This is a genomic window from Pseudoalteromonas sp. C8, assembly GCF_011378685.1.
Taxonomy (GTDB): domain Bacteria; phylum Pseudomonadota; class Gammaproteobacteria; order Enterobacterales; family Alteromonadaceae; genus Pseudoalteromonas; species Pseudoalteromonas arctica.
Genome location: NZ_WTKT01000011.1, coordinates 37,619 through 63,815 on the forward strand (window position 1 = coordinate 37,619; position 26,197 = coordinate 63,815).

General features: G+C 40.3%; 22 protein-coding genes and 1 riboswitch. Of the genes, 10 read left to right on the plus strand and 12 right to left on the minus strand.

Annotated features, from left to right (window positions below; genetic code table 11):
* Positions 1-12: 12 nt before the first annotated feature.
* The 3 genes from glnL to glnA form a co-directional block, all read right to left on the minus strand.
* Positions 13-1,083, minus strand: coding sequence for a nitrogen regulation protein NR(II) (gene glnL / locus GQR39_RS12045; RefSeq protein WP_007582173.1), 1,071 nt, complete (start codon positions 1,081-1,083; stop codon positions 13-15).
* Between the two features lie 82 nt (positions 1,084-1,165).
* Complete coding sequence (locus tag GQR39_RS12050; RefSeq protein ID WP_024589531.1) at positions 1,166-1,687, minus strand: DUF4124 domain-containing protein; 522 nt, start codon at positions 1,685-1,687, stop codon at positions 1,166-1,168.
* 112 nt (positions 1,688-1,799) lie between these two features.
* On the minus strand, positions 1,800-3,206 hold the full coding sequence (gene glnA, locus GQR39_RS12055) for a glutamate--ammonia ligase (protein ID WP_010554792.1): 1,407 nt from the start codon (positions 3,204-3,206) through the stop codon (positions 1,800-1,802).
* Between the two features lie 507 nt (positions 3,207-3,713).
* Between glnA and typA the strand changes: the two genes are divergently transcribed.
* Positions 3,714-5,537, plus strand: a complete 1,824-nt coding sequence (gene typA, locus GQR39_RS12060) for a translational GTPase TypA (RefSeq protein WP_010554793.1) — start codon at positions 3,714-3,716, stop codon at positions 5,535-5,537.
* A gap of 364 nt (positions 5,538-5,901) precedes the next feature.
* Here the strand turns inward: typA and GQR39_RS12065 are convergent, their stop codons facing one another.
* The 3 genes from GQR39_RS12065 to GQR39_RS12075 all read right to left on the minus strand — a co-directional run bounded on the left by GQR39_RS12065 (position 5,902) and on the right by GQR39_RS12075 (position 8,508).
* On the minus strand, positions 5,902-6,630 hold the full coding sequence (locus GQR39_RS12065) for a CBM9 family sugar-binding protein (protein ID WP_165735719.1): 729 nt from the start codon (positions 6,628-6,630) through the stop codon (positions 5,902-5,904).
* A gap of 67 nt (positions 6,631-6,697) precedes the next feature.
* A complete protein-coding gene (locus GQR39_RS12070; protein WP_165735720.1) occupies positions 6,698-7,777 on the minus strand; it encodes an MBL fold metallo-hydrolase in 1,080 nt (359 codons plus the stop codon).
* Between the two features lie 74 nt (positions 7,778-7,851).
* The gene (locus GQR39_RS12075; protein ID WP_007582161.1) at positions 7,852-8,508 is read right to left on the minus strand and encodes a DUF2959 domain-containing protein; all 657 of its coding nucleotides are present in this window, start codon (positions 8,506-8,508) and stop codon (positions 7,852-7,854) included.
* Positions 8,509-8,595: 87 nt separating this feature from the next.
* Between GQR39_RS12075 and GQR39_RS12080 the strand changes: the two genes are divergently transcribed.
* Positions 8,596-9,501, plus strand: a complete 906-nt coding sequence (locus tag GQR39_RS12080; RefSeq protein ID WP_007582159.1) for a virulence factor BrkB family protein — start codon at positions 8,596-8,598, stop codon at positions 9,499-9,501.
* Positions 9,502-9,939 (plus strand): D-aminoacyl-tRNA deacylase, encoded by a 438-nt coding sequence (dtd, locus tag GQR39_RS12085; RefSeq protein ID WP_165735721.1) that lies wholly within the window; start codon positions 9,502-9,504, stop codon positions 9,937-9,939.
* Here the strand turns inward: dtd and GQR39_RS12090 are convergent.
* A complete protein-coding gene (locus tag GQR39_RS12090) occupies positions 9,936-10,646 on the minus strand; it encodes a fused MFS/spermidine synthase (RefSeq protein WP_165735722.1) in 711 nt (236 codons plus the stop codon). The genes dtd and GQR39_RS12090 overlap by 4 nt on opposite strands.
* Positions 10,647-10,893: 247 nt before the next feature.
* Here GQR39_RS12090 and GQR39_RS12095 point away from each other — a divergent pair, with 247 nt between their 5' ends.
* Positions 10,894-11,787, plus strand: coding sequence for a bifunctional GNAT family N-acetyltransferase/hotdog fold thioesterase (locus tag GQR39_RS12095; protein WP_010554800.1), 894 nt, complete (start codon positions 10,894-10,896; stop codon positions 11,785-11,787).
* A gap of 72 nt (positions 11,788-11,859) precedes the next feature.
* On the opposite strand, the gene GQR39_RS12100 is transcribed toward GQR39_RS12095, so the two are convergent.
* The 5 genes from GQR39_RS12100 to dapA all read right to left on the minus strand — a co-directional run bounded on the left by GQR39_RS12100 (position 11,860) and on the right by dapA (position 17,075).
* Positions 11,860-12,894, minus strand: coding sequence for a phospholipase A (locus GQR39_RS12100; protein ID WP_002958796.1), 1,035 nt, complete (start codon positions 12,892-12,894; stop codon positions 11,860-11,862).
* A gap of 208 nt (positions 12,895-13,102) precedes the next feature.
* The gene (locus tag GQR39_RS12105) at positions 13,103-14,224 is read right to left on the minus strand and encodes a succinylglutamate desuccinylase/aspartoacylase family protein (protein ID WP_165735723.1); all 1,122 of its coding nucleotides are present in this window, start codon (positions 14,222-14,224) and stop codon (positions 13,103-13,105) included.
* Positions 14,225-14,229: 5 nt separating this feature from the next.
* Positions 14,230-15,435: a PLP-dependent decarboxylase gene (locus GQR39_RS12110; RefSeq protein WP_165735724.1), complete on the minus strand. Its 1,206-nt coding sequence runs from the start codon at positions 15,433-15,435 to the stop codon at positions 14,230-14,232.
* Positions 15,435-16,175 carry a 2,3,4,5-tetrahydropyridine-2,6-dicarboxylate N-succinyltransferase gene (locus tag GQR39_RS12115; RefSeq protein ID WP_007376223.1) on the minus strand — a complete coding sequence of 247 codons (741 nt, stop codon included), beginning with the start codon at positions 16,173-16,175 and terminating at the stop codon, positions 15,435-15,437. The genes GQR39_RS12110 and GQR39_RS12115 overlap by 1 nt, the downstream gene beginning before the upstream one ends.
* Before the next feature lie 15 nt (positions 16,176-16,190).
* Positions 16,191-17,075: a 4-hydroxy-tetrahydrodipicolinate synthase gene (gene dapA / locus GQR39_RS12120; protein ID WP_101163272.1), complete on the minus strand. Its 885-nt coding sequence runs from the start codon at positions 17,073-17,075 to the stop codon at positions 16,191-16,193.
* A 190-nt stretch (positions 17,076-17,265) separates the two neighbouring features.
* Positions 17,266-17,466: riboswitch (Lysine riboswitch) on the minus strand.
* 190 nt (positions 17,467-17,656) lie between these two features.
* On the opposite strand from dapA, the gene GQR39_RS12125 reads away from it, so the two are divergent.
* The 6 genes from GQR39_RS12125 (at position 17,657) to GQR39_RS12150 (ending at position 26,193) form a co-directional block, all read left to right on the plus strand.
* A complete protein-coding gene (locus GQR39_RS12125; protein ID WP_165735725.1) occupies positions 17,657-18,352 on the plus strand; it encodes a DNA-3-methyladenine glycosylase I in 696 nt (231 codons plus the stop codon).
* Between the two features lie 11 nt (positions 18,353-18,363).
* A complete protein-coding gene (locus tag GQR39_RS12130) occupies positions 18,364-19,773 on the plus strand; it encodes a protein adenylyltransferase SelO family protein (RefSeq protein ID WP_165735726.1) in 1,410 nt (469 codons plus the stop codon).
* 396 nt (positions 19,774-20,169) lie between these two features.
* Complete coding sequence (locus GQR39_RS12135) at positions 20,170-21,225, plus strand: OmpA family protein (protein ID WP_165735727.1); 1,056 nt, start codon at positions 20,170-20,172, stop codon at positions 21,223-21,225.
* A 292-nt stretch (positions 21,226-21,517) separates the two neighbouring features.
* A complete protein-coding gene (gene acnB, locus GQR39_RS12140; RefSeq protein ID WP_024597216.1) occupies positions 21,518-24,115 on the plus strand; it encodes a bifunctional aconitate hydratase 2/2-methylisocitrate dehydratase in 2,598 nt (865 codons plus the stop codon).
* A 200-nt stretch (positions 24,116-24,315) separates the two neighbouring features.
* A complete protein-coding gene (locus GQR39_RS12145) occupies positions 24,316-24,948 on the plus strand; it encodes a 2OG-Fe dioxygenase family protein (protein WP_007579988.1) in 633 nt (210 codons plus the stop codon).
* A 9-nt stretch (positions 24,949-24,957) separates the two neighbouring features.
* On the plus strand, positions 24,958-26,193 hold the full coding sequence (locus tag GQR39_RS12150; protein ID WP_165735728.1) for a cysteine desulfurase-like protein: 1,236 nt from the start codon (positions 24,958-24,960) through the stop codon (positions 26,191-26,193).
* The last annotated feature ends 4 nt before the right edge of the window (positions 26,194-26,197 follow it).

Here is a 26,197-nt window from a genome sequence, read left to right on the forward strand (position 1 = left end):
AAACTCCAAACATTAATCTGCAAAGGGCAGATAGATATTAAATTCAGTATGTCCAGGCCAGCTATCACATTCTATATAGCCATCATGTTGATCTATCAGTGTTTGCGCTATTGAGAGTCCTAACCCAGAGCCACCTTCTTTATTGGTGATCATAGGGTAGAACAGTGTTTCGCGTACACTGGGATCAATACCTGGTCCGTTATCAGATATTTGGATCAACAAGGCTTTTTTAGGTGCTTTACCTGGGCGACGATGCTGATGATTAATGCGGGTTTTTATTGTTATTTCACCGCCATCTACAAGCGCCTGTTGGGCATTTCGAACAATGTTTAATACCACTTGCTGAATTTTGCCTTGATCAATGTATACATCAGGAATACTTGGGTCGTAATCTTTAACTAAGCTAATGTTAGAACAATTATCTAACGTACTTAGCCTTGCAACTGATTCAAGTGATTGATGTATATTGCCATACGATTTTTGCGGAAGTTGATTGGGTCCCAAAAGCCTATCTACTAGTTCGCGTAATCGGTCGGCTTGCTCAATGATGAGCTCAGCACATTGATCTCTTTCTTGTTGATCAACCTCATACTGCAATAACTGCGCCGCTCCGCGAATTCCACCTAAAGGATTTTTAATTTCGTGAGCTAAGCCTCTAATTAGGTTTCGGGCAGCTTGATATTGATGCATTTGATTAGACGCTTGGTCGTGCTTAATTTCGTCATCGGTTTGGCGCCACTCAAATAAAATATAAAGCGAGCCATTAAACTTAATTTGTCGTGTACTTACGGCTACTTTTGCATGGCGAGAATCGCTAAAAACCACGTCAGCTCTGTGCTGCTGGCAATCTACGCCTTCAACTAATGAGTATTGTTCTATACGCTGTAAATCGATTGAATGGTAGTTAAAAAGGCTATCAAACGGTTGTTCTAACAAGCGCTTATTACCAAGGCCAAGCAGCTCGCTGGTACTAGTATTGGCATATACAACGGTAAAGTTTTTATCAAGTAACATGATAGCGGTTGTTTGATTTTGCCAAATGGCATCGAGTAGCTCAGGGCTAAAGTTTTTATTATTAATCATAGCTGCACCATTTTAGTGCGTGGATGTTTGCAAGCAAGTTATATGGTTAAATACACTGCTGCACGTTTAGTAATACCCCAATTTAGTTACCTAGGTTTAGCCCTTTTCGGTGCATAAAAAATATGCAGGGTTCGCTTGTAGCAATAACTTGGTTTTTACTATTAAAAAGCTTTAATTGTAGTGTGTGCTGACCACGTTCTACATCTCTAATTGCAAAGGTTGAGCTGTCACTGGCTGGGCCGTGTGCTTTACCATCAATAAAAAGTTGTATAGTAAAACCAGTTTCAAAGCGTGGTTTTATTCGGCTAGTTACATAAACAGTGCCGGTATTTTCACGAATAGTCTGGTTATGATCAGGTGAGGAAATAGCAATACTAAAGGCCGCTTGTTGAGGCTGAGGTTGCTCGTCGAAAATGTCAGTATTTGTTGCAGGCATATTAAGATCTTGGCTGGTGAGCTTTACTTCTTGAGCCCCTTTATGAGGGGTGTCTGAGAACACTAATACGCCATTTTTATCTTTCCAAGCGTATATTTTTGTTTCACCGGCATAACCATAATTACTTAATCCTAAAGTAATTAATAGTAATAAAATCTTGTTATTCACTCTGCAGCCCTGCATTTTTATCGGTAACTTAACTTTAGTGGAGATTGACTAATTTTACCATTAAAAAAGCCCGCAAAGCGGGCTTGAGAACACACATATTTTTACAGCTTAATTAACAGCTGTAGTACATTTCAAACTCAACTGGGTGAGTTGTCATGTTAAGCTTTTCAACTTCTTTAGACTTAAGTTCGATGTAAGCATCGATTAAGTCATCAGTGAATACGCCACCTTGAGTTAAGAATTCACGGTCTGCGCTAAGTGCAGATAGTGCTTCGTCAAGTGATGCTGCAACAGTTGGAATTTCTGCTGCTTCTTCAGCTGGTAAGTCGTATAAATCTTTATCCATAGCATCGCCAGGGTGGATCTTGTTTTTGATACCATCAAGGCCAGCCATAAGCATTGCTGAGAAAGCAAGGTATGGGTTAGCAGTTGGATCTGGGAAGCGTACTTCAATACGACGACCTTTTTCAGATGGAACCACTGGGATACGGATTGATGCAGAACGGTTACGTGCAGAGTATGCAAGCATAACTGGTGCTTCAAAACCTGGTACTAAACGTTTGTACGAGTTAGTAGACGCATTTGCGAAAGCGTTAATTGCTTTAGCATGCTTGATGATGCCGCCAATGTAGTAAAGTGCATCTTCAGAAAGACCGCCGTACTTATCGCCAGCAAAAAGGTTAACACCGTCTTTAGCTAAAGACTGGTGACAATGCATACCAGAACCGTTATCACCAACAACTGGCTTAGGCATAAACGTTGCTGTTTTACCGTATAAGTGAGCCATGTTATGGATAACATATTTCATTTCTTGAATTTCATCCGCTTTTAATACCATTGTATTAAAGCGAGTAGCGATTTCGTTTTGACCTGCTGTTGCTACTTCGTGGTGATGTGCTTCTACTACTTGGCCCATTTCTTCTAGAACTAGACACGTAGCTGAACGCCAATCTTGGAAGTCATCAACTGGAGCAACTGGGAAGTAACCGCCTTTAACACCTGGACGGTGACCAGTGTTGCCATCTGCATATTCTTTATCTGAGTTCCAAGCAGCTTGCTTAGAATCAATTTTGTACATAGAACCAGACATATCTGATTTGTATTTAACATCGTCAAATACGAAAAATTCTGGCTCAGGGCCAAATAAAACAGTGTCTGCAATGCCTGTAGAACGCATGTAATCTTCAGCACGCTTAGCAACAGAACGCGGGTCGCGCTCATAGCCTTGTAGTGTAGAAGGCTCTACTACGTCACAACGTAAAATTAATGTCGCTTCTTCAGTGAAAGGGTCTAGTTTGATTGACTCAGGAACTGGCATTAATACCATGTCTGATTCGTTTATGCCTTTCCAGCCTGCAATTGAAGAACCGTCGAACATTTTACCGTCTTCGAAAAAATCTTCATCAACTTGGTGATGAGGAATCGATACATGTTGCTCTTTACCCTTAGTGTCAGTAAAGCGTAAATCAATGAACTTGACGTCATTTTCTTTAATAAAATCTAAAACCGATTGTGACATGTGTCCTCCAACTATTGGGTTTTGTTATTGCTGCATAATTGCTTTGGTATTTACTAAGCTGATTTTGTGCCATTATTGTAACTGGCTGTTTATAAATTAAAAAAATATCATTGCATCAAAATGGAATATATTTACGCACCATATTGGTGCGTAAATATTCCATTTTAGTGCAAAATTTACAGAGCGTAATTTGTTGTTAATTTAATCAGCTGAAATTAGCATAACCTAAATGTAAAAGAGTAACAAAAAGATCGGAAAAATAGCCAAAAAGACTGTTTTTCAAAAAAATATTGAAATTTAATTCATATAATTGTCATATATAAAACAGATACTTAGTAAAAGTATTGAGAAAGTTTTAAAATATGTATTGGATAAACTTTCATCCATGTCATTAATGAGGGATAATATGCGCCCTTTTAAATCCTATGCTGGGACATCTCGCGAAAGCGTGGATGAGTGCGTAGATCTTGCAGGATCATTGAGAATTTAATTTCTCTGAGTAAATATATGAGCATCGAAAAGTTAAGAAATATAGCGATTATCGCGCACGTTGACCACGGTAAAACAACTCTGGTTGACAAACTACTTGAGCAATCAGGTACATTAGAAACACGCGGCGGTAACGAAGAGCGCGTGATGGACTCAAACGACATTGAGAAAGAACGTGGTATTACCATTTTGGCTAAAAACACAGCCATCTCTTGGAACGACTACCATATCAATATCGTAGATACTCCGGGACACGCCGATTTCGGTGGTGAAGTTGAACGCGTACTTTCGATGGCTGACTCAGTATTATTACTTGTTGATGCTCAAGAAGGTCCAATGCCACAAACGCGTTTCGTTACGCAAAAGGCATTCGCGCAAGGCTTAAAGCCAATCGTAGTTATCAATAAAATTGATAAGCCAGGTTCACGTCCTGATTGGGTTATGGATCAAATCTTTGATTTATTCGACAACCTTGGCGCAACTGACGAACAGTTAGACTTTAAAGTAATCTACGCTTCAGCTATCAACGGCTGGGCAACACTAGATTTAGACGAGCCATCAGACAACATGGAACCTATGTTCAAGATGATCGTTGACGAAGTATCACCACCGGATGCAGATCCTGAAGGTGACTTCCAAATGCAAATTTCTCAACTAGATTACAACTCTTATGTTGGTGTAGTTGGTATTGGTCGTATTAAACGTGGTTCTGTTGCTCCTAACCAACAAGTTACTATTATCAGTGCAGATGGCACTACACGTAATGGTAAAATTGGCGCAGTACAAAGCTACTTAGGTCTTGAACGTATCGAAACTGATAGAGCTTACGCTGGTAACATCGTAACTGTAACAGGTATTGGTGAGCTTAAGATTTCTGATACAGTTTGTTTCCCAGGAAACGTTGAAGCATTACCACCACTAAGTGTTGATGAGCCAACTGTAACAATGACATTCTCTGTAAATAACTCACCTTTCTGTGGTAAAGAAGGTAAGTTTGTAACGTCACGTAATATCCGTGAACGTTTAGACAAAGAATTAGTACACAACGTAGCACTTCGCGTTGAAGATACTGGTAGCCCAGATAGCTTCCGTGTTTCTGGTCGTGGTGAATTACACCTAGGTATCTTAATCGAGAACATGCGTCGTGAAGGTTACGAGCTTTCAGTTTCTCGTCCAGAAGTTATCTTACGTACTGTAGATGGCGTTCTAGAAGAACCGTTTGAAACAGTTACTATTGACTGTCAAGACGAGCATCAGGGTTCTGTTATGGAACAAGTTGGCCTACGTAAAGGTGAGCTTACTAACATGACTCCAGATGGCAAAGGCCGTATGCGTTTAGATTTCATGATCCCTAGCCGTGGTTTAATTGGTTTCCAAACTGATTTCATGACGCTTACTTCGGGTTCTGGTCTTATGTACCATACGTTCGATCATTACGGTCCTCACAAAGGTGGCGACATCGGTGTTCGTAAGAACGGCGTAATGATTGCAAATGCAACTGGTAAAGCACTTACTAACGCATTATTCAACTTACAAGAACGCGGCCGTTTATTCATCGGTCACGGTGTTGAAGTATACGAAGGTATGGTTATCGGTATTCATAACCGTGATAACGACCTTACAGTTAACGCCCTTAAAGGCAAGCAGTTAACTAACGTACGTGCATCTGGTACTGATGAAGCGCAAACGCTTTCTCCACACCTTAACTACTCACTTGAGCAAGCGCTTGAGTTCATCGATGATGACGAGCTAGTTGAAGTAACTCCACTAAACATTCGTATTCGTAAGCGTTACCTTACAGAAAACGAACGTAAACGTGCAGGTCGTGGACCTAAGTCATAATCTATTAATTTAGAATAATGATTTTAAAAGCCGCTGTATTGAAAAATACAGCGGCTTTTTTGTGTTTGGAAACAAGAGCTGTAGGCTATAAGTCGTCAGCTGACAGTATTTAGCTTAAAATTATATAGCTACCGTTTTGTTATGAAATTTCCATAATATATTTACCTCTAAAAGCGCAGCGCCTCTTAACCTCTTTGTGAATAATTTATTTAAAGATTTTTTGCACAAGGAGAAGGGAATGAGAAGAGGGAAAGTTGAAACAGCCGATAATGTAAAGTATCAGTGTTTGTTGGTGGGCTTTTTTTCGCTGGGTTTCGCTTCGCTCAACCCAACATACGTGTTCAATTATTTTATTGGTAGTTACTTACTTTTTAGGGAGTAGGGTTATTTTGCCAAAGACGTCGGCATCTATAAAACCACGATTTCTGTCGCCATTTACTGGTTGTACTTCGTGTGAGCCCATAAAGTGCTCGCGCACGTCACTGCCATCGTTATCGCAATACGCTAACATAAAGCCTATTACTTGCTTTTCGCTAAGTGTAATTGGGGTGTTATTAGCTCCTTCTTTATAATCATTAGGGTAGAGCTTTATTGCTACTTCCCAAGTAATGTTAAAAGGTGCGGTGGTGTTGCGCTTCCAGTTACTGACTAGGTGGTCGGTATACAAATGGGCCTTTTTATCAGGTCCGTAATCGGCGGCTTGGTTATCAAGGCCAATATGGTACGCCAAAGCGGTGTGATTAAATTGATGATTACCGCCCGATGCATCGCTATCAATAAATACTTCAAGCGCATCGTCATCCCAATATTTATAGGTTGGGTCGGGGTGTGTATCTATTAAAACGTCATCCACAATATCGGCTTGTAGGTATAAATAGTTTTGATCCCACAGTAAGCGATAACGCCCTTTAAAGTCGGCATCGTTTGATGGCAGTGTGCCATCCATTAAATAAGGCATATCGTGCCAAGCGGCTTTATCCCACGCACTTTCTGATACGCCATCAATAGTAATTGGAGTTGATGTATGTTCAACATCAATAGCCATTGCTGGCGTGCTTAATAAAAAGCTTAAGGCGAGTGCTAATTTTTTCATTAATTTCTCAATTTTATTGTGGATTTGTCTTAATGTAATAACAATCTTAAAACAGCTAAGTAAATAGTTATAGTGAAATACTTTCGCCTTCGTTTAAAATATACAGCGGTACTTTTGAATCCATTTTAGTGTACATATGCAATAAGCGCAGTAAGGCTGAATGACTGCTGTGGTCACCCATTTTCCAACTTGAGTTACCGTATCCCCACGGTATCATTACTTTGCAGTTAAGCTCTTGTGCTGCGTTGAGCGCATCCTCCGGTGTGGTGTGGACGTAACGATAAAATTTACCACTTTCTTTACTGTAGTAAGATGCGATTGGTATTAAGCACACATCTATATCGCCATATTTTTGCTGTATGTCTTTAAAGTGTTTTGAGTAGCCCGTATCGCCTGCAAAAAATAAGGTACTGCCGTTTTGTTCAAGCAGCCAGCCATTCCATAAGTCTTTATTGTTATCTTCGTAAATAAAGGGCACCAATACACGAGCGCTAAAATGATGAGCTGGCACGGCATTAATAACTAAGTCGTCAATGTTGGTTGTTGAATACCACGGCATTTCGCTAATATTAAAACCACCGGTAGGAAAGTTGTCGGCCATACTGAGTGGTGTTAAATAGCGAGGTTTATTGCCAATGCTTTGTATGTCGGCTTTATTAAAGTGATCGTAATGAATATGTGAATACATTACCGCATCAATATTTTCCAGTTCTTGCTCACTAGGCCAAGCGCCTGCTTTACGATAAATACCACCGCCGAGTTTAAAGCCAAGTGCTACTGGAGAATCAAACTGATTTTTTACCGGATCAAACAGCACACTTTGACCATTTGGGGTGTTAATTACAAAACTAGCGTGGCCAAGCCAGCGTACGGTATAGCCGGTGCTAAGTTGTGGCTTAGTTTGCTGGCCTTGGTACTGGCAGTTTTCGCTGCCGGTTTTGCATAGTAAGTCTGGGTGGGCTGGGTAGCAGTTTTCAGTACAGGTAGTGGGATATGTTTTTTCACCTGTGTATAAATTTTTATAACGACCGTTCTTATCATTAATAACAACAACTGAGTCGGGGCTGGTAATACGATTAATATTATTAGGTGCACCGCAGGCCGTTAATATACATAAGAGCATTGTTGCGATTAAAAAGCGTTTCATTGTAAATCCCTTTTAGCATTTCCTTTAACATAAAAAAGCCTGCAATTAAGCAGGCTTGTTAAAGTAACAAATGATTAGCCAGCGCTATTCATTTGTTCAATAAATTTGTTTGAATCGGCAATCGATTTGTTCATGTCGTTCATCAACAATTGAATATCGCGCTTAAGGTTAGTGAATTCACCTTTAATAGCCGATACCGCTTGTGCATTTAAGTTATGCTTTAAGTATAAAACGTTATCATGAAGCGAGGTTAATACTGGCTCCATTTTACTCTCTGCGCTGCGCATTGAGCGTAATAGCTGATCAAATTGACGCTTAGTCGCGGTTAGCTTTTTGCTGCTTTCACGCTTAAGTGATGCACTTTTGTACTGCTCTAACTCATCGGCCCACTCATCAAATAGCGCTTCTGCCACGTCTTCTACTTTATTGATGTTAGTTGATACTTCGTTAGCGGCATTTAAGCTCGACTCGTAATCATCGTTTAGTTGATTGTAAGTGTCTTGTAGTTCGCCACCATTAAAATCAATTAGAGTCGTTAAGCGCTCTAGTGCCGATTTAAATTCTTCTTGTGACTCTTGTTGCGAGTCTTTGGTTTCTTCTACGCGATCAATAAGAATATCGCGTTTGTGAACACCCACTTTTTCCATCGCAGAATAATAAGCTGATTGGCAGCCAGTTAAAGTAAGTGTTACTACAAGCATTGAAACACTGAGTAATGTTTGTTTTTTCATTTGAATTCCTGTTTACGAGCGTTAGTGCTGTAAATTATGGCGCTGATTGTTATTATAATCAAAACTATATAAGCACAAGTCAATTGTATGAATGATAAGCTCTCACATTACAAACAGCAAGTTAAGTCCTTTATACGCCAGCAACCTGGTTGGTGGATGCAGTATTTTAATCGGTGTATAGACGATCAAATAACGGTTAATGCAGGTTACCTTGCTTACGTGACACTTCTTTCTTTAGTGCCATTAATTGCGGTGGGTGTTGCTATATTTTCAGCCTTTCCGGGCTTTGAATCTACTCGCATGGAAATTGAGAGCTTTTTGTTTACTAATTTTGTACCTACCTCTACCGATGTTATTAGAGAGCATATTAGCTCCTTTGCCGGTAACGCTAATCAAATGACGGCAGTAGGTATTGGCTTTTTAGCTGCAATTGCATTGCTGTTAATACGTAATGTAGATGCCACATTGAACCGAATTTGGCGCATAAAGAAAAAGCGCCCAATGATGATCTCATTTGCTGTGTACTGGATGGTTTTGAGCTTAGGGCCTATGTTGCTCGGTGCCAGTATTGGTGTTACCTCTTATATTGTATCTTTGGTGTCGTTTGCTGATCAGGGGATTCCTGGGTTTAGCGGGTTTTTGTTAAAGCTATTGCCGTATGGAATTTCGATGGTGGGCTTTATTATGCTCTACACCTTAGTGCCTAATACACGGGTGTCGTTTAGAGCGGCAATACCTGGCGCTTTTTTTGCGGCACTATTATTTGAGCTGACTAAAAAGGGGTTTGCTCTTTATATTAGCCATTTCCCGTCGTACGAAGTTATTTATGGCGCAGTAGCAACCATTCCTATTTTATTTGTATGGGTGTATTTGTCGTGGGTCGTTGTTTTGCTTGGCGCAGAATTTACTGCGTGCATTAGCCCAAATGATATTCCAGAAACACCAGAGCTTGAACTAGAAGATGATGAACCAGCAGTAAAGGACACAGTTTAAATGCAAGGTTTAATACAACGTGTAAAGCATGCCAAAGTAGAAATTAACAACCACGTGGTAGGCGAAATTGGCAATGGCATATTGCTGTTGCTAGGGGTTGAAAAGCACGACGATGAACAAACTGCTGATAAGCTTTTACATAAGGTAAGTAATTATCGTATTTTTACTGACGAAAACGACAAAATGAACCTAAGCCTTAAAGATATTAAAGGTGAGTTATTAGTGGTTTCGCAATTTACTTTAGCGGCTGATACTAAAAAAGGAATGCGCCCTAGTTTTTCATCTGCAGCTACGCCAAGCCAAGCTAACGAGCTTTACGAGTACTTTGTAGCTCAAGCTAAAGAGTTAGAGCTTACAATAGCCACAGGTGAGTTTGGTGCCGATATGCAAGTAAGCTTGTGCAATGATGGGCCCGTTACGTTTAACTTATCTGTTTAAGCCTCTTTTTTAGTGATCACGACAATATGATTTACATAGCCCGTAATTTTTTGCGGGCTAACATAACAACCAAATACATCGAGTAATAGCTGCTGAAGTTGCTTTAATTGCGACTCATGCTGCGATAAAAAGTTAATAAATAGCACGCCGTTGTTATTTAAAGCTGAGTAGATTTTTTTATAAAAGGCCTCTTCAAATAAAAATCGAGGCGCGTCTATTTGGCTAAATAAATCTAGAATAATCCAATCAATATTTTGCACACTTTTTAAAATCTGTTGCGCATCGGCGCACAGCAGTTGCTCATTCTTATTTGACGAAAAAAACTGGGTATAGCAATCAATAATATCAGCGTTTTTTTCAACCGATGTTATTTGTGCTTTAGGGTATTTGTGTTGTAAATAATTACGAATTGCACCGCCGCCAAGGCCGAGTTCTAACACTTTTTGTGGCGCGCTAAGAGCTTGCCAGTGCTTATCTAGGTACAATAAGTGTGGAAAAAGTAATAAATCCGGGTTATTTAAATCAATAACAGATTGAAGAGTGTCGTTAATAAGTAACCAGCGTAACTGCTCGTGCTCACGTACTTGAATGTGATCGCCACTGCATTTATGCCAATAGATTAACTGACCAATGCTGTGGCTATTTTCAATAAATTGATCGCTCAGCAAATCCGTCTGTGAATTTATATAATTGATTTTTTCAGTCATATTCTCAGCATAAACTAGCAACGTTAAAGCGCAATGGCCTTTGTCATTATTTTTTTACGTTATTTTACAGCCATCACCAAAGTCGTATTTGCAGTTTTTTTAAGATGGAGTATGGTATTTGCCATAATAATGCCAATCAATTTAATTATTTTATTTTTTTAGCTTGGTAGATAACCAATACTATTAGTATAGCGCCGTAGCCTTTTTTTGACTTTTATTTACGGCTTATATAACAACAGGAGTATGTATGTTTCAGGTAAGCACCCCACAAAGTAGCGAAGATTGGCAAGCGTATTACCAATTGCGTTGGCAGGTATTACGCGCGCCTTGGGGCGAGCCTCGTGGCTCTGAACAAGACGATATGGAACAAGACTCTGAGCACCGCTTTATAAAAAATAAAGAAGGCGAAGTACTAGGCGTAGCACGTTTGCACTTTAACAGTCATGAGCAAGCACAAGTGCGCTACATGGCAGTTGCAGAGGGGAACCGTAATCAGCATATTGGTAGTCGTTTGCTTCATGAGCTTGAAAAAATAGCATGGACACAAAATGCCGATGAACTGGTTTTGTTTGCACGCGAACGAGCGCTTGAGTTTTATAAACGCCACGGTTACGAACTAAAAGAAAAAGCACATTTAGCGTATGGCGATGTACAGCATTTTAAAATGATAAAGCAAAAACCGTCTGAGCCAGGCTGGTTCCGTCATCCAAATTGGACGCAAGTACTACAAAATACGTGGCGTGAGTCTATTCCAATTAGTGACGCGATGGGTATTAAGGTAGAAAGCTATACCGATTGGCAATTTACAACCAGCGCCGACCTAGACGCTAACTTAAACCTACATAACACCATGTTTGCAGGCTCTATTTATAGCTTGGCCACGTTAACAGGTTGGGGCGCTACGTACTTAGCACTTAAAGAAGCTGGGCTTGAAGGTAATATTGTATTAGCCGATGCTAACATTAAGTACTTAAAACCGCTTACTACTGACCCACGTGGCTGTGTTGATATACAAACCTGTAAGGGCAAGTTAAGCGATTTAGAAACCGATGGTAAAGCAAGTTACGTAGTGCCAGTAACTATTTACGATGGTGATAACGTGGTTGCCGAATTTGAAGGACAGTTCGTAGTAAAAAAATAACTGTTTAGCTGTTCAAAACACAAAAAAGCTAAGCGATGCTTGGCTTTTTTGTGCGTAAAACTTAGGGAAGTATCACAGCAGATCGGTTAATAATATACCTACACCAATACGTTCTACATCCGCATTGTAATCAATTAAGCTTTCGCCATAACCGTTAAAGTATTGTGCATAACCACGAACGCGGCCCCATAAAGGAAACGACCAGTCGAGTTGAATTGCACCACGATTATCTGAATTTAAGTTGTTACGTGTCATAAAGCTAAACTCATGGTCATGAAAACGATACGCGCCGCTAAACTCAAAGTAACCCATGTATTTATATATGTCTGGGTTGTCGTCGCCATTGGCTTCTAAAATATCTTCTTTTTCGTCCTCAGCTATGCGATACCAAGGTTTAAAGCTAAAAACAAAGCCTCTGTTTTCCCAGATAAAGTCTGCATAAATACGGTTCCACGAACGTGAGTTTGGTTGGCTTCGACCATTTGACTGATGCGAGATACCTAATGCGATTGCCATTTCGTCGCCCCATAATACGTTTTCTGGGTCGAGGTAATTTATCCAAAATATCTCTGGTTCGTAGTTGGTCTCACGAAATGGAGAAGAAATTTCTGAGTTATAAATCTGCCAATATGATTGCAGTGTAAAGCCAAAAAATATGGCTTGGTCTTTATCCGAAAAATCATCGTAAAGAGGCACTTTTATCGATAGCTGGTATTTTGCTTCTAAGTTGTCGAGCGGTTCACCGTCGTTGTCGTCGGTTAGTGCATCAAAGCCATCAAATGGGCGATCGTTTGGGTGTGATACGTACGAAAGCGGTAAAATATAGTTACGCTTATGTGGCGTAATTACATTTCTATTTTTTTTACCTACTTCTTCACGAGCTTGGCGTTTATCAAGCGCGGTAAGTTGTTTGTTTTCTTCAAGAGCTGAACACTTTTTACGAAGATCGTCTAATGTTTGTTTACCATCTCCGCCAATTACTTCATTTAAAATACACTGCTTTACAAGTTCGATGTCGTTGTCTTGCTCATTTGTAGCAACTTCTTCTTGTGCGAAGGTAGCTGTACTTATTAAGGCAGAAAGTGTGATCCAGTGGCGCCAGCTCATTGTAATTCCTTGTGGGTTCGGGTTGTGTTGTATGCGTTAATTTAATTATAACGTCTTTTTACATATGTAACGGTGAACTTTTACTGAATTTGTATTTATAACAAGGTCTATACGTATACAAAGTAAATATAGATCAGAAAAAAAAGCGGCCTAGGCCGCTTTTTTAATGCACATTAACTATGTGCTCTCACGCAATGAGAAGGGTGAGCTAAAGCTCAAATATGTTAGTAAAAAACTTATAAAGTTCGGTGCCTTGGTTAACACTCGCCGAGGCAAAGTGCAAAATGGCAATTGCATCGCAATCGAGAGTAAGTGTTTGCAGTGGTTGCTCGCTTAAGTAGCGCTCCATGCGTAAAATATTAGCAATAGGCTCACCGGCTTTAATGTGCCCGCCAAGTGGGGCTATGTATTCAACCATGCCGCCAATGGGGGCGTAATAAGCAAAGTAGTCATCTAAATTACATGCATAGCGAGTGATATTAGCTGGCGTATGTGGTGCGTTTTGCAGCACGCCTTTGTGATTTAAGTAACTTAAAATGCTGTTAGCATCGTTTAGCGCTTCTTTTAAGTCTATTTTTTCTTGGCTACCTAGCTCTACAGTAAATGCTTCAACAGGTATTGATAATTCGCGACCTTGCCCGCTAAGTGCATCACTTAAATGCCACCACGGGCAAAAGTTAGCTTCGTCCATAGCGCCGTCAAAATCACTAGGAATAAGCAATACATGCTCAATATTAAAGTAACGTGCGCTGTCGGTTGCATAGGTTGGGCAGTACAAATGCTTGCTTGAAATAGGACCTGTGTGTAAATCGAGTACTATATCAGCCTGATGAGCGAGCTTTTGTAGGTTAAGTGCAATGCGTTTACCCGTATTAAGTAAATAAGCAGGGCCGTTAAGTTTGTTGTCTACTTCGTCAATAAGCGCCTGTTTGAAGTTACTTTTTAATGTAGCGTCGTCATACTGGGTATGATTTTGTGCAAACTGTGCCACTAAATTTTTATTGTAGTGATACATGCGATTCCAATTAGTGCCCGTAATCGGATCGAACCTGCCAAGGGTAAACTCGCCAGATTTTTGATTACAACCAATTGGGTTAGCATAAGGCACTAATGTAATATCGCCATTAAGATTAAGGTGTTTTAATTGCTCAAGTAGCTGAAAAATAACTGCGTTACCTTGCACTTCAGCGCCATGCATATTGGCCTGAACATAAACACTAGGCCCTGTGCCATCGCCTTTTAAACGATACACAGGAATTGTAAGTGGTAAGCCGTTTGCGACTTCCCCTACTACAATGTTCTCTTGGCTGATGTGTGTTTTATTGCTCATATTTATTACCTTAAATAATGGCTAGCATTTTCGGCTTGGCGAACACAGGTAAGTGTACCGTTTTGAAGAGTGTACTCTGCGGCTAGCTCATGGCATAAAAAATACGGCATACTTTCGGTAAAACCGTAAGCACCACATTGGCTGAACACCAGCCAATCGTGCTCATTTAAATCGCTTGGTAAGTTATGTTCACCCAAGCAATCAAGCGCGGTACAAAGCGGTCCGTATAAGGTTAACGTTTGTGTTTTAGCGCTGGATTCACGTAGTAACGCAGCAGGAAAATCTTGGCTGGTAACAGCAGGGCGTAATAAGTGATTTATACCGCCGCTTAAAATGACTTGCTGTTGATTATAGTTTTGTTTGCGCTCTATTACTGGGTTTGCGTAATGACCACATTCGCCAACGGCATAACGACCAAGTTCCATCCATAATTCTTCTACGCCAGCATCATTTTTAATTTTAGCGAGCGCAGCAATTAAGTCATCCCAATCAAGAGTTGTTTCATTTTGTGTATAAGGAATACCTAAACCACCACCTAAATCGAGAATTTTAAGGCTAATATTTAAATCGCTGGCAAGTTGGCTAAGAGGTGCAATCATTTGTGACCACAATTCGCTTAGCTTTTGCGTGCTAAGCATGTTGCCCCACTGAAAAATATGTAAGCCGTCAAACTTAAGTGCAGGGTAGTCGGTTACATTGAGTGCTTGCCACTCATCACAACCTAAACCAAACGGCGTAAGGCTGTCGCCGCCCAGTGGGTTTTTTTCACCCTCAGGCCAGCGTAATTGCACTCGCAGTAATACTTGTAACTGCGTATTTTGTAGTTGCGCTTGTTGGTTTAACCAACGTACTTGATTGAGGCTTTCGGCTACGAATATACGTACTCCGCGCTCAATAAAGTGTTTAATTTGTTTAGGGCTTTTTGCAGGCCCTGTGTTGAGCACGCGCTGTGAGCTAATACCTTGTGCTAGCACTTGCTCAAGCTCACCTTTACTTGCTACGTCAAAATTAAAGCCAGCACTGTCTAAGCTTTGAATAATTTTAGACAGTGGATTTGCTTTTACCGCGTACCACAGTTTTACATCGGTTTGCGCAACTAAACGTGCAAGATGCGTGTTTAGTTGATCTAGGTCGTAAACAAAAAAAGGTGTATCAAGTTGTTGTGTAATTGTATTTACAGCGGTTTTGATAGGCGTGCTCAAAAAGCTCATTATCGTAAAACCTCTTCAAGCAATAACGATGCATCGCTTTTCTCGTCGCGGTATTTAACAATTAACGCACACGACATGCTTAAGCCTTGCTCGCGCGCCCACTCGTTTGACGCAGGGCGAGAGCCTGGTATTACAATCGCGTATTCTGGGATTGGCTCGCCTTTATCTAGTTGGCGCTCGTTTACGCAGTCGTATACCGGAATAGTCGCCGATAAACGCACGCCTGGGGCAAGTACTGCACCTTTTTTAATGACTACACCTTCAACAATAATACAGCCAGCGCCAATAAAGGCGTCGTCTTCTACAACTACTGGGCTTGCACCAATTGGCTCAAGTACACCACCAAGCTGCACTGCAGCACTTAAATGTACGTTTTTACCTACTTGTGCACACGAGCCAACTAATGCGTGGCTATCTACCATTGTGCCTTCGTCGATGTATGCACCAATGTTTACATACGCTGGTGGCATAATAATCGTGCCTTTAGCAACATAAGCACCACGGCGAACACTAGAGCCACCCGGCACCATACGTACGCCATCGTCAGTACTAAATTCTTGCGGAGCTAAGTTATGTTTATCAACAAAACCACCTGCAAACTCAGTATTAGTGCCATTTTTGAAGGCATCCAAAATGCCTTGTTTTACTTCTACGTTAGCTTGCCATTGGCCGCTTTCGTTTTGTGATGCTGCGCGTACTGCGCCCGATTCTAAATTATTTAATAGTTCTAACCAGCTCATTATAAAAACCTGTATTTAATGCCAAGATAAAATGGTGTTGTTTGCAGTTGTGATGCAATCGGTTTGAGTTAACTCAAGGTGTGTTAAAGGTGGACGAAGTTGCGGGCTGCTTAAGCGACCTTGCAAATGCATCAATACCTTTACGGGAATAGGGTTTGCAACAGCAAATAGGCTATTAATAGCGCTTGACCACTGGGCAAATAAATTAGGGTGTTGACCACTTAAGCTGCGTTTAACAAACTCGTGAGTTTGTGCGGGCCATGCATTTGCAGCTACCGACACTAAACCTTTTGCGCCAGCTTGAGCAAAATAAGGCATTAGCGCATCGTCGCCACTAAAAATAGCTAAATTAGGCGCAGCTTGGCGATAAGCTTCAAACTGAGCAATGCTGCCGCTCGCTTCTTTTAACGCCCATAAATTTTTATTATTTTGTAAGTTTTGAATTGTTGCCGTTGGAATGCTAACAGCACTTCGACCCGGTACGTTATAAAGCATACACGGGTGAACACTTGCATTAAGTAGGCTTTCAAACCAATGAGTTTGACCTATAGCGCCAGGCTTTGTATAAAGCGGTGAGCCAAGTAAAAAGCTATGAATTGGGAGTGTATTACAGTAGTTAACCCACTCAATTTGTTGCTTTAGGTTACTACCGCCCACAGCAACCATGAGTGGTACTGCTGGTTTTAGCTGGCATACGTGTTCAACAATGGCTTGTTGCTCTTTTAGCGTTAGTGCTAAACCTTCGCCCGTACTGCCAAGTAGTAAAATACCGTTATGTGCCGCTTCTTGCTCGCTAACCAGTTTAGTTAACGTGTTGTAGTCAACATCGCCGTGTTGATCAAATGGCGTTACGAGCGCGGTCCACAATGAGTAGTCGTTTAAATTGAAGTTGTTGATCATCTCTCACGAACTTATAATTTGTACCAACTTTATTAAAAACGTGATCATTTTAGCGATAACTAATTTAATGCAATTGGTATTATTCGAAGAGTTAAAAAGCTTTATGGAAGGAGCCGCATTAACGTCGTTCGAACTAATAATTCGAAGAGCGAATGGGCTTAAAATAATAGGGCGCACGGCCTTAATATTTAAGACCAGAAGCTCTCCACCAAACTAATAAGCTGCTTTTTATAAGCAGCTATTGGTGACAGTCGCTAGGGTTCAACCTAGTCGCCCGAAATAAACACCTCGCAAAAGTGGTTACTTCTCGGCGTTAATTCCCCTCACGTATGCTCACTGGAGTTTGCGCTCCTAACATACGCTACCTGAATAACGCACCTCTTCTAGCCCTTTGCACCTGTTTGTAGAGTAAAACTTACAAACCTGTGCATTTAAATAGGGTAATTACGGCGATTAAAGCATTTTAGCCATCTGGGTGTCAAGCTACTAAATACAGATTAATTCATCGAAAAGAGGGGTGGTTACGTATTGGGTGCTTTTCTCGTACACTAGACCCATAGTAGAAGTAAGGTATTAATCAGATGGAAAAATTTAGCGATATTTATAAGCGAGCGGTAGAGCGAAAAGGCTCTGAAAAAATGCTTAAGTTATTACTCGCAAAACCGCTATCTAAAAAACAACTAAGCACGTTAAGTGACGACGATTGGCTTGAGGAATTTACTCGAAAAGTATTTCAAAGTGGCTTTTATTGGTCAGTCATTAATAATAAGTGGCCAGGCTTTAGAGAGGTTTTTTGGGATTTTAGCGTTGATAAGTTATTAATGATGCCACCTGATATGCTGGAACAAAAAGCAACGGATGAGCGAATTGTTCGTAACTATAAAAAAGTAAAAACAATTACCGAAAATGCTTACATGATCCACGAAATAGCAGAGGAACATGGCAGTTTTAGTCAGTTTATCGCTAATTGGCCAACAGACGATATTATTGGTTTATGGGCGTATTTAAAAAAGCATGGTGCGCGTTTAGGCGGAAATACAGGGCCTTATGCACTGCGAGCACTTGGTAAAGATACTTTTTTACTATCACGCGATGTAGAGAATTATTTGCGTGCCCATAAAATTATAGACGGCGGCTTACAAACTAAAAAATCACTGAGTGCAGCCCAAGCCTTTTTTAACGAAATGCAAAAGCAAAGTGGCTTAAGTATGCAAGAGTTGAGCTTAATTGTGGCCTATGGCGTAGGTGACAACCGTGTTGGTATAAGTCAGCAATAATAGGAATTACCATGAAATTAGTGCCAAGATACACAGACATTACGGAAAACTTTGCGATAGAAGATTTCCCTGCAAGTGTTGCCTTTCCTCAGTTATTACTGTGGAACGAGAGCTTAGCAAAAGAGTTTAATATTAACGTTGCAGCTGATTTGCGTGCTAGCACTTTTAGCGGTAACGAAAAACAGGCGATTCCTGCAGTAGCACTTGGTTACTCTGGGCACCAATTTGGACATTTTTCACCACGTTTAGGCGATGGGCGAGCGCATTTACTGGGCGCTATTAATGATGATAAAAACCAGTTGTGGGATATTCAATTAAAAGGCTCTGGTGCTACTCCTTACTCAAGAGGGGGAGATGGGCGTTGTGCTCTTGGTCCTGCTATTCGTGAATACGTAATGAGCGAGGCAATGCATGCACTAGGCATTAAAACCACACGCTGCTTAGCGGTTGTTGGTAGTGGTGAAACGGTTTATCGTAATCCGCCACAAGCAGGCGCCATAGTGACTCGTTTAGCAACGAGCCATATTCGTGTTGGCTCGTTTCAATATTTAGCGACGCAAGGCGATGTTGAAGGACTTAAAAATTTAGCCGATTTAGCTATAGAGCGACACTACCCAGAAATAACAGATACAGGATCGCAGCGCTATTTAGCATTTTTAGGCGCTGTGATTAAAAACCAAGTTAAGCTAGTTGTGAGCTGGATGCGTGTTGGCTTTATTCATGGAGTAATGAATACCGATAATACGCTAGTAAGCGGAGAAACCATTGATTACGGCCCGTGTGCCATGATGAATAGCTTTGACTTTGATACTGTATTTAGCTCTATCGACAAACAAGGTCGGTATGCATTTGGTAATCAACCTAATATAGCTAACTGGAACTGTGCTCGCTTAGCTGAGAGTTTAATACCACTTATTAGCGATGATGACGAGCAAGCGGTTTCATTAATGACGCCATTTATTAATAGTTTTGCTGAGCAGTTTAATACTGAATTTACGGCTATGTGGGCACAAAAACTGGGTTTAAATGAATCTTGTAATAGTAGTGGCGAGTTAATCGCAGAGTTGTTAACACTATTAAAAGATAACCTGCTCGATTACACCAATACCTTCGATGTGCTTACTGAATCCTTAAAAGAAGAAGTAGTAATACCAGAGTCGCTAATTGAATGGAGAGCTAGGTGGGTAGGCTTAACCGACGATAATAGTTATGAAGTAATGAGAGCTGCAAATCCTCGTGTAATACCGCGTAATCATGTGATCGAAGAAATAATTGCACAATATAACGCTACAGGGTCTAGTGAGTTACTACAGCGCTTTATAAAAATAGCCAGTAACCCGTATTCTGACAGTGAAAAATTATCAGAATTTCAGGCTGCACAGATAAATGATAATGATTACCAAACTTTTTGTGGTACTTAATACTTAACTTTGAGTATAACTACATGATTAAAAAGAGTCATTTTTTAATCAAATATGTGCATATACCTAGGGTAATGTTAATTCTGGTGGTATTATGCGCCGAATTAAAGCCAAGCAATGTTTCTTTGCATTTACATTTATAAGTGCATTTAATTTAATTGCTCTTACATTCCTTGCTAAGCACTAATTTACAACAAACTACTATATTTATTTTTCAATAAAGTTTTAATTTCGCCTATAGTAAGTGGATGTGTGTTGTGACGAGGCATAGAAAAAAGTTATAAACTTTATTTTTCGTTAAGTATTGATTAACAAAGGCTCAGTTAGTCTATATAAAACTGATTGAGCTAGTATCGATTAGCTACAATTTAAAATTGTTCAAATGGGAAGAAAACAATGAAATTAAAATCACTTACAATTGCAATCGCGTTGGCTGCAACTAGCGCATCTACATTCGCTGCTGATAAAGAAGAAGGTTTCTACATTGGCGCATTTGGCGACTACTATGACGCCTCTTGGAAAAACATGCGTGCTCAAGCTGGTCTTGACGTAAATGAATCAACTGGCTGGGGTGTTGAAGCCGGTTACCGTTTCAGTGATTACTGGAGCGCACGTCTTGAATATGCAGATATGGATTTTAATGCTTTTGATAAAGTTGCTGGCAACCGCAACGGTATTGATGGCGAGCGTTACGGTATTGATGCTCTTTACCATTTAAATGGCGGTCCTTTCTACGGTCTTTTCGGTATTAAAGAAATGGACGTAGTAGATGACAACACATTCTTAAATGCAGGTGTTGGTTACCAACATTTCATTACAGATGGCTTATTTGTAAATGCTGAAACAGCTGTATACCAAGGTCTTGACCGTGGTTACACAGATGTAGGCGCTAAAATTGGTATTAACTACTTATTTGGCCAAAATTCAGCTCCTGTAGAGCCAGTTAAACCAGCTCCAGAAATTGTTGAAGTAGCTGTAGCTCCTACAGATAGCGACAACGACAACATTGCTGATGCAGATGATAAGTGTGCTAACACACCTATGACTGATGCAGTTGATGGCACTGGTTGTACTTTATATGAAGATAAAGAAGTAACTGTAAGCTTATTAGTGACTTTCCCTAACAATGCTTCAGCAGTATCTACTCAGTACTTAAACGATATTGAAAAAGTATCTGCATTCTTAAAAGAGTACCCAGATACAACAGTACTTTTAGAAGGTCACACTTCTTCTGTAGGTAAAGCAACTTACAACAAATGGTTATCTAAAAAACGTGCTGATGCAGTAGCTAAGCAATTAGTTTCTGATGGCATTGCTAAAGACCGTATTACTACAGTTGGTTTAGGTGAAGAGCGTCTTAAAAATGATGCAAACACTAAAGCTGCAAACGCAGAAAACCGTCGTGTAGAAGCGCATATCAAAACTATCAAAAACGTTAAAGTTTTACGTTAATTAAATAGTTTGTAATAAAAACCCAGCCAAGTGCTGGGTTTTTTTATGCCTGTAATAAATTAATATTGGTTAATGGTAATGATTCTTACTTAACAAGTATTCATGAAAATAGTTTTTACTACAACCACTATTCATAGTATTTATAATCGGTATAATCAGTTGCGTAACTGGATGGATTTTCATCTATCCATAAAAGCTTTATAATTACGCGTTAGAATACTATAAGTATTGGGTAACTTATTTGCGCTTGAAGCGCTACCGGATACTTTCACGTCACCAAGAGGGCAATATTGTGCTACAAGAATATCGTAAACACGTAGAAGAACGTGCCGCGTTAGGTATCGTACCAGCGCCATTAGATGCTCAGCAAACTGCTGATCTTATTGAATTAATCAAAAATCCACCTGCAGGTGAAGAAGAATTCATTTTAGATTTGTTCATTCAGCGTATACCAGCAGGTGTTGATGATGCTGCTTATATTAAAGCGGGCTTCTTAGCAGCTGTAGCTAAAGGTGAAACTAATTCTCCACTTGTTTCTAAAGAAAAAGCGGCAGAATTATTAGGTACAATGTTGGGCGGTTACAATATTGCACCAATGATTGACCTACTTGATGACGAAACACTTGCACCAATCGTAGTTAAAGGCCTTTCAAATACATTACTTATGTTTGATGCGTTCTACGATGTAGAAGAAAAAGCAAAAGCAGGTAATACATTCGCTAAGCAAATTATAGAGTCTTGGGCAAATGCAGAATGGTTTACTAATAAGCCAGCTGTTGCTGAAAAGATCTCAGTTACTGTATTTAAAGTAACTGGCGAAACAAATACTGATGACTTGTCTCCTGCACCAGATGCATGGTCTCGTCCAGATATCCCACTTCATGCTTTAGCAATGCTAAAAATTGAACGCGATGGTATTACACCTGATAAAGCGGGCGAAGTAGGTCCAATTACTCAGATTGAAGAATTAAAAACTAAAGGTTTACCACTTGCTTACGTAGGTGATGTTGTTGGTACGGGTTCTTCTCGTAAGTCTGCAACTAACTCTGTACTTTGGTTTATGGGCGATGATATCCCGTTTGTACCAAACAAGCGTGTTGGCGGTGTATGTTTAGGTAATAAAATTGCTCCAATCTTCTTCAATACAATGGAAGATTCAGGCGCATTACCAATCGAATTAAATGTTGATGAACTCAACATGGGCGAGCAAATCGACATTTATCCGTACGAAGGTGTTGTTAAGCAACATGGTACTGATAAAGTGATTTCTACTTTTGAGCTTAAATCTGATGTGATTTTAGATGAAGTTCGTGCAGGTGGTCGTATTCCACTAATTATCGGTCGTGGTTTAACTGACAAAGCGCGTACATCTCTTGGCTTAGGTGCAACTGATACATTTAAAGTACCAACAGCAACAGAAGTTTCTGATAAAGGCTTCACACTAGCGCAAAAAATGGTTGGTAAAGCATGTAACGTTGCAGGTATTCGCCCAGGTCAGTACTGTGAGCCTAAAATGACAACTGTTGGTTCGCAAGATACAACAGGTCCTATGACACGTGATGAACTTAAAGATCTAGCATGTTTAGGTTTCTCTGCAGATTTAACAATGCAGTCATTCTGTCATACATCAGCTTATCCTAAGCCTATCGATGTAAGCACTCACCATACGCTTCCTGATTTCATCATGAACCGTGGCGGTGTTTCACTTCGTCCAGGTGATGGTATTATTCACTCATGGTTAAACCGTATGTTATTACCAGATACCGTAGGTACTGGTGGTGATTCACATACACGTTTCCCATTAGGTATTTCATTCCCAGCAGGTTCGGGTGCAGTAGCATTCGCAGCAGCAACTGGTGTTATGCCACTTGATATGCCTGAATCTATTTTGGTTCGTTTTAAAGGCGAAATGCAACCAGGCATCACTTTACGTGACCTTGTTCATGCAATCCCTTACTACGGTATCAAACAAGGTTTATTAACAGTTGAGAAAAAAGGTAAAATTAACGAATTCTCTGGTCGCGTACTAGAAATTGAAGGCGTTGAGCACCTAACTGTTGAGCAAGCGTTTGAATTATCAGATGCATCTGCAGAGCGTTCGGCAGCAGGTTGTACTGTTAAGTTATCTAAAGAGTCTATCTCTGAATACCTAGAATCAAACATTGTTATGCTTAAGTGGATGATTTCTGAAGGTTACGGCGATGTACGTACGATTGAACGTCGTATTACTGCAATGCAAGATTGGTTAGCTAACCCAGAACTAATGGAAGCTGACGCTGATGCAGAGTACAAGCATATCGTTGAAATTGATTTAGCTGAGATTAAAGAACCTGTTCTTTGTGCTCCAAATGACCCAGATGATGCGCGTCTTCTTTCTGATGTTGCTGGCGAGAAAATTGATGAAGTATTCATCGGTTCTTGTATGACTAACATTGGTCACTTCCGTGCTGCTGGTAAGTTGCTTGATGGCTTTAAAGGTCAACTTCCAACTCAGCTTTGGGTTGCTCCACCTACTAAGATGGACAAAGACCAACTTACAGAAGAAGGTTACTACGGTATTTTTGGTCGTGTTGGCGCACGTATCGAAACTCCAGGTTGTTCACTATGTATGGGTAACCAAGCACGTGTTGCAGATAAAGCAACGGTTGTGTCTACCTCTACACGTAACTTCCCTAACCGTTTAGGTAATGGCGCAAACGTATTCTTAGCATCATCTGAGCTTGCTGCAATTGCTGCAATCATTGGTAAATTACCAACAGTTGCTGAGTACCAAGAATATGCTGCGAAGATCAATGCAACGGCGTCAGATACATACCGTTACTTGAACTTCCACCGTATGCCTGCTTACACTAAAAAAGCAGACAACGTGATTATTCAACAAGCTGTATAATTTTTAGAGTTTGTTTAAAAACCCGCTTAGGCGGGTTTTTTATTGGCTAAAATAAATATTAGATAGTTCATGCTTCTTTTTTTATATTATTGTATTAAATCTAGTCTTAAGTTGCTTTTAAAGTAAGTAATCGCGCAAAAATTCCTATCAAAATGCATTAAAATCCTCATCAATATTCTCATTATTTTAGGCGAGATTTTATGACAGCATTAAACAACCAGAATTTACTGCAACTACGTTTTGTTAACCAAGCAAATATTGATTTGGTTAAGCCTTCTTTTGATAACCTGCCTGCAAATCCTTATGCAGATGGTGCCTTTCGTAAACGTCGTTACTCAGTAGTTAAAATGCAAAATGGTGAAATAAAGTTACAACAAACCAAAGCATTTGTTCAAGATGATTCAATTAATACTTTTCAAGGTAATGTAGAGCGTACTTACGAAAACCTAGAGCAAAGTTTACTTGAGTCAGAAGGCATGAAAAGCATTGTAAATGAGTTTCGCCAACTTACCGGTATTGATGAGCAGCGTGATATTGAAATTCATCAGTTCCGTATGCTTGCAATTAACAGCGATACGCCGGCAGCGCCAGAAGGCGTACATCAAGATGGTTTTGATCATGTATGTATATGCGGCGTTTCTCATGAAAACTTAGAAGGCGGCGAGCTACTTGTATACGAAAACAAGCAAGCTGAGCCTTGTTTTAAAATGGAAATAAAAGACGGCATGTTTGCATTAATAAACGACCGTCAAGTGTGGCATAACGCAACACCTATGAACAAAATTGATGCTAGCAAACCAGGTTACCTGGATTGTTTTGTATTAACGTCTTAAGGAATAAGCATGAACATAACGCAATTACGTGAGCAGTTTCCTGCATTAATGCAAAACGTTGATGGTAAATCGCCAATATTTTTAGACGGACCAGGTGGCTCGCAGGTACCAACATCGGTGCTTAATGCGATGACTGCTTATTTAGGTCGTTATAATTCGAATTTAGGTGGCGCGTTTTTTTCTAGTGATAAAACGGTTGAGTTGATGGCTAATGCGCGCCAAGCCGCCGCTGACTTACTTAATGCACCTAGCTCACAACAAATTGTGTTTGGTCCAAACATGACCAGCCTAACATTTAGCTTTAGCCGTGCTATTTCACGCGACTGGCAGGCTGGCGATGAAATAATTGTAACCAATGCCGATCATTTCTCAAATGTATCGTCGTGGCAGCAAGCTGCAGAAGATAAAGACGTAAAGGTAAATACAGCGCTTATTAATGAAGCTGATTGCAGCTTAGATATGGTGCAATTTGAAAGCTTATTAAACAGCAACACTAAGCTTGTAGCGGTAACGTATGCGTCAAATACCACAGGTTCAATTAATAATATTAAACGTATTGTTGAGCTTGCTCACGCTGTAGGCGCACTTGTTTATGTTGATGCCGTACATTACGCACCGCACGAACTTGTTGACGTGCAAGCGCTTGATTGCGACTTTTTAGCCTGCTCTGCATATAAGTTTTTTGGCCCGCATTTAGGTATGGTTTATGGTAAAAAAGAACATTTAGACGGGTTCACACCTTACAAAGTTGAGCCAGCTAAAGACGTAGCACCAGGCCGCTGGGAAACCGGCACACAAAGCTTTGAAGCCATGGCGGGTTTTATCGCAGCTGTTGATTACATTGCAGCAATTAGCGAACTTGACGATAGTCACTCACGCCGCGAAAAGTTAAGCATAGCTTTTGCTAAAACTAAACAACACGAAATGGCGCTTAGTGAGCACTTTTTAACGCGCTTGGTAAACTACCCACGCATTAAGTTGTTTGGTATTGATGACTTTGATCGCTTAAATGAGCGTACACCTACTTTTGCTTTAATTTTTGAAGGGCTTGAGCCACGCGCCGTTTCAGAATTTTTAGGTAAACAGCATATATGCGTGTGGGATGGTAACTTTTATGCCCAAGGTTTGTGCAAGCAATTAGATGTGCTTGATAAAGGCGGTGTAGTGCGCATTGGTTGTATGCACTACAACACCATTAAAGAGCTTGATCAACTGTTTGATTTATTTGATGAGCTACTAGGTTAATCAT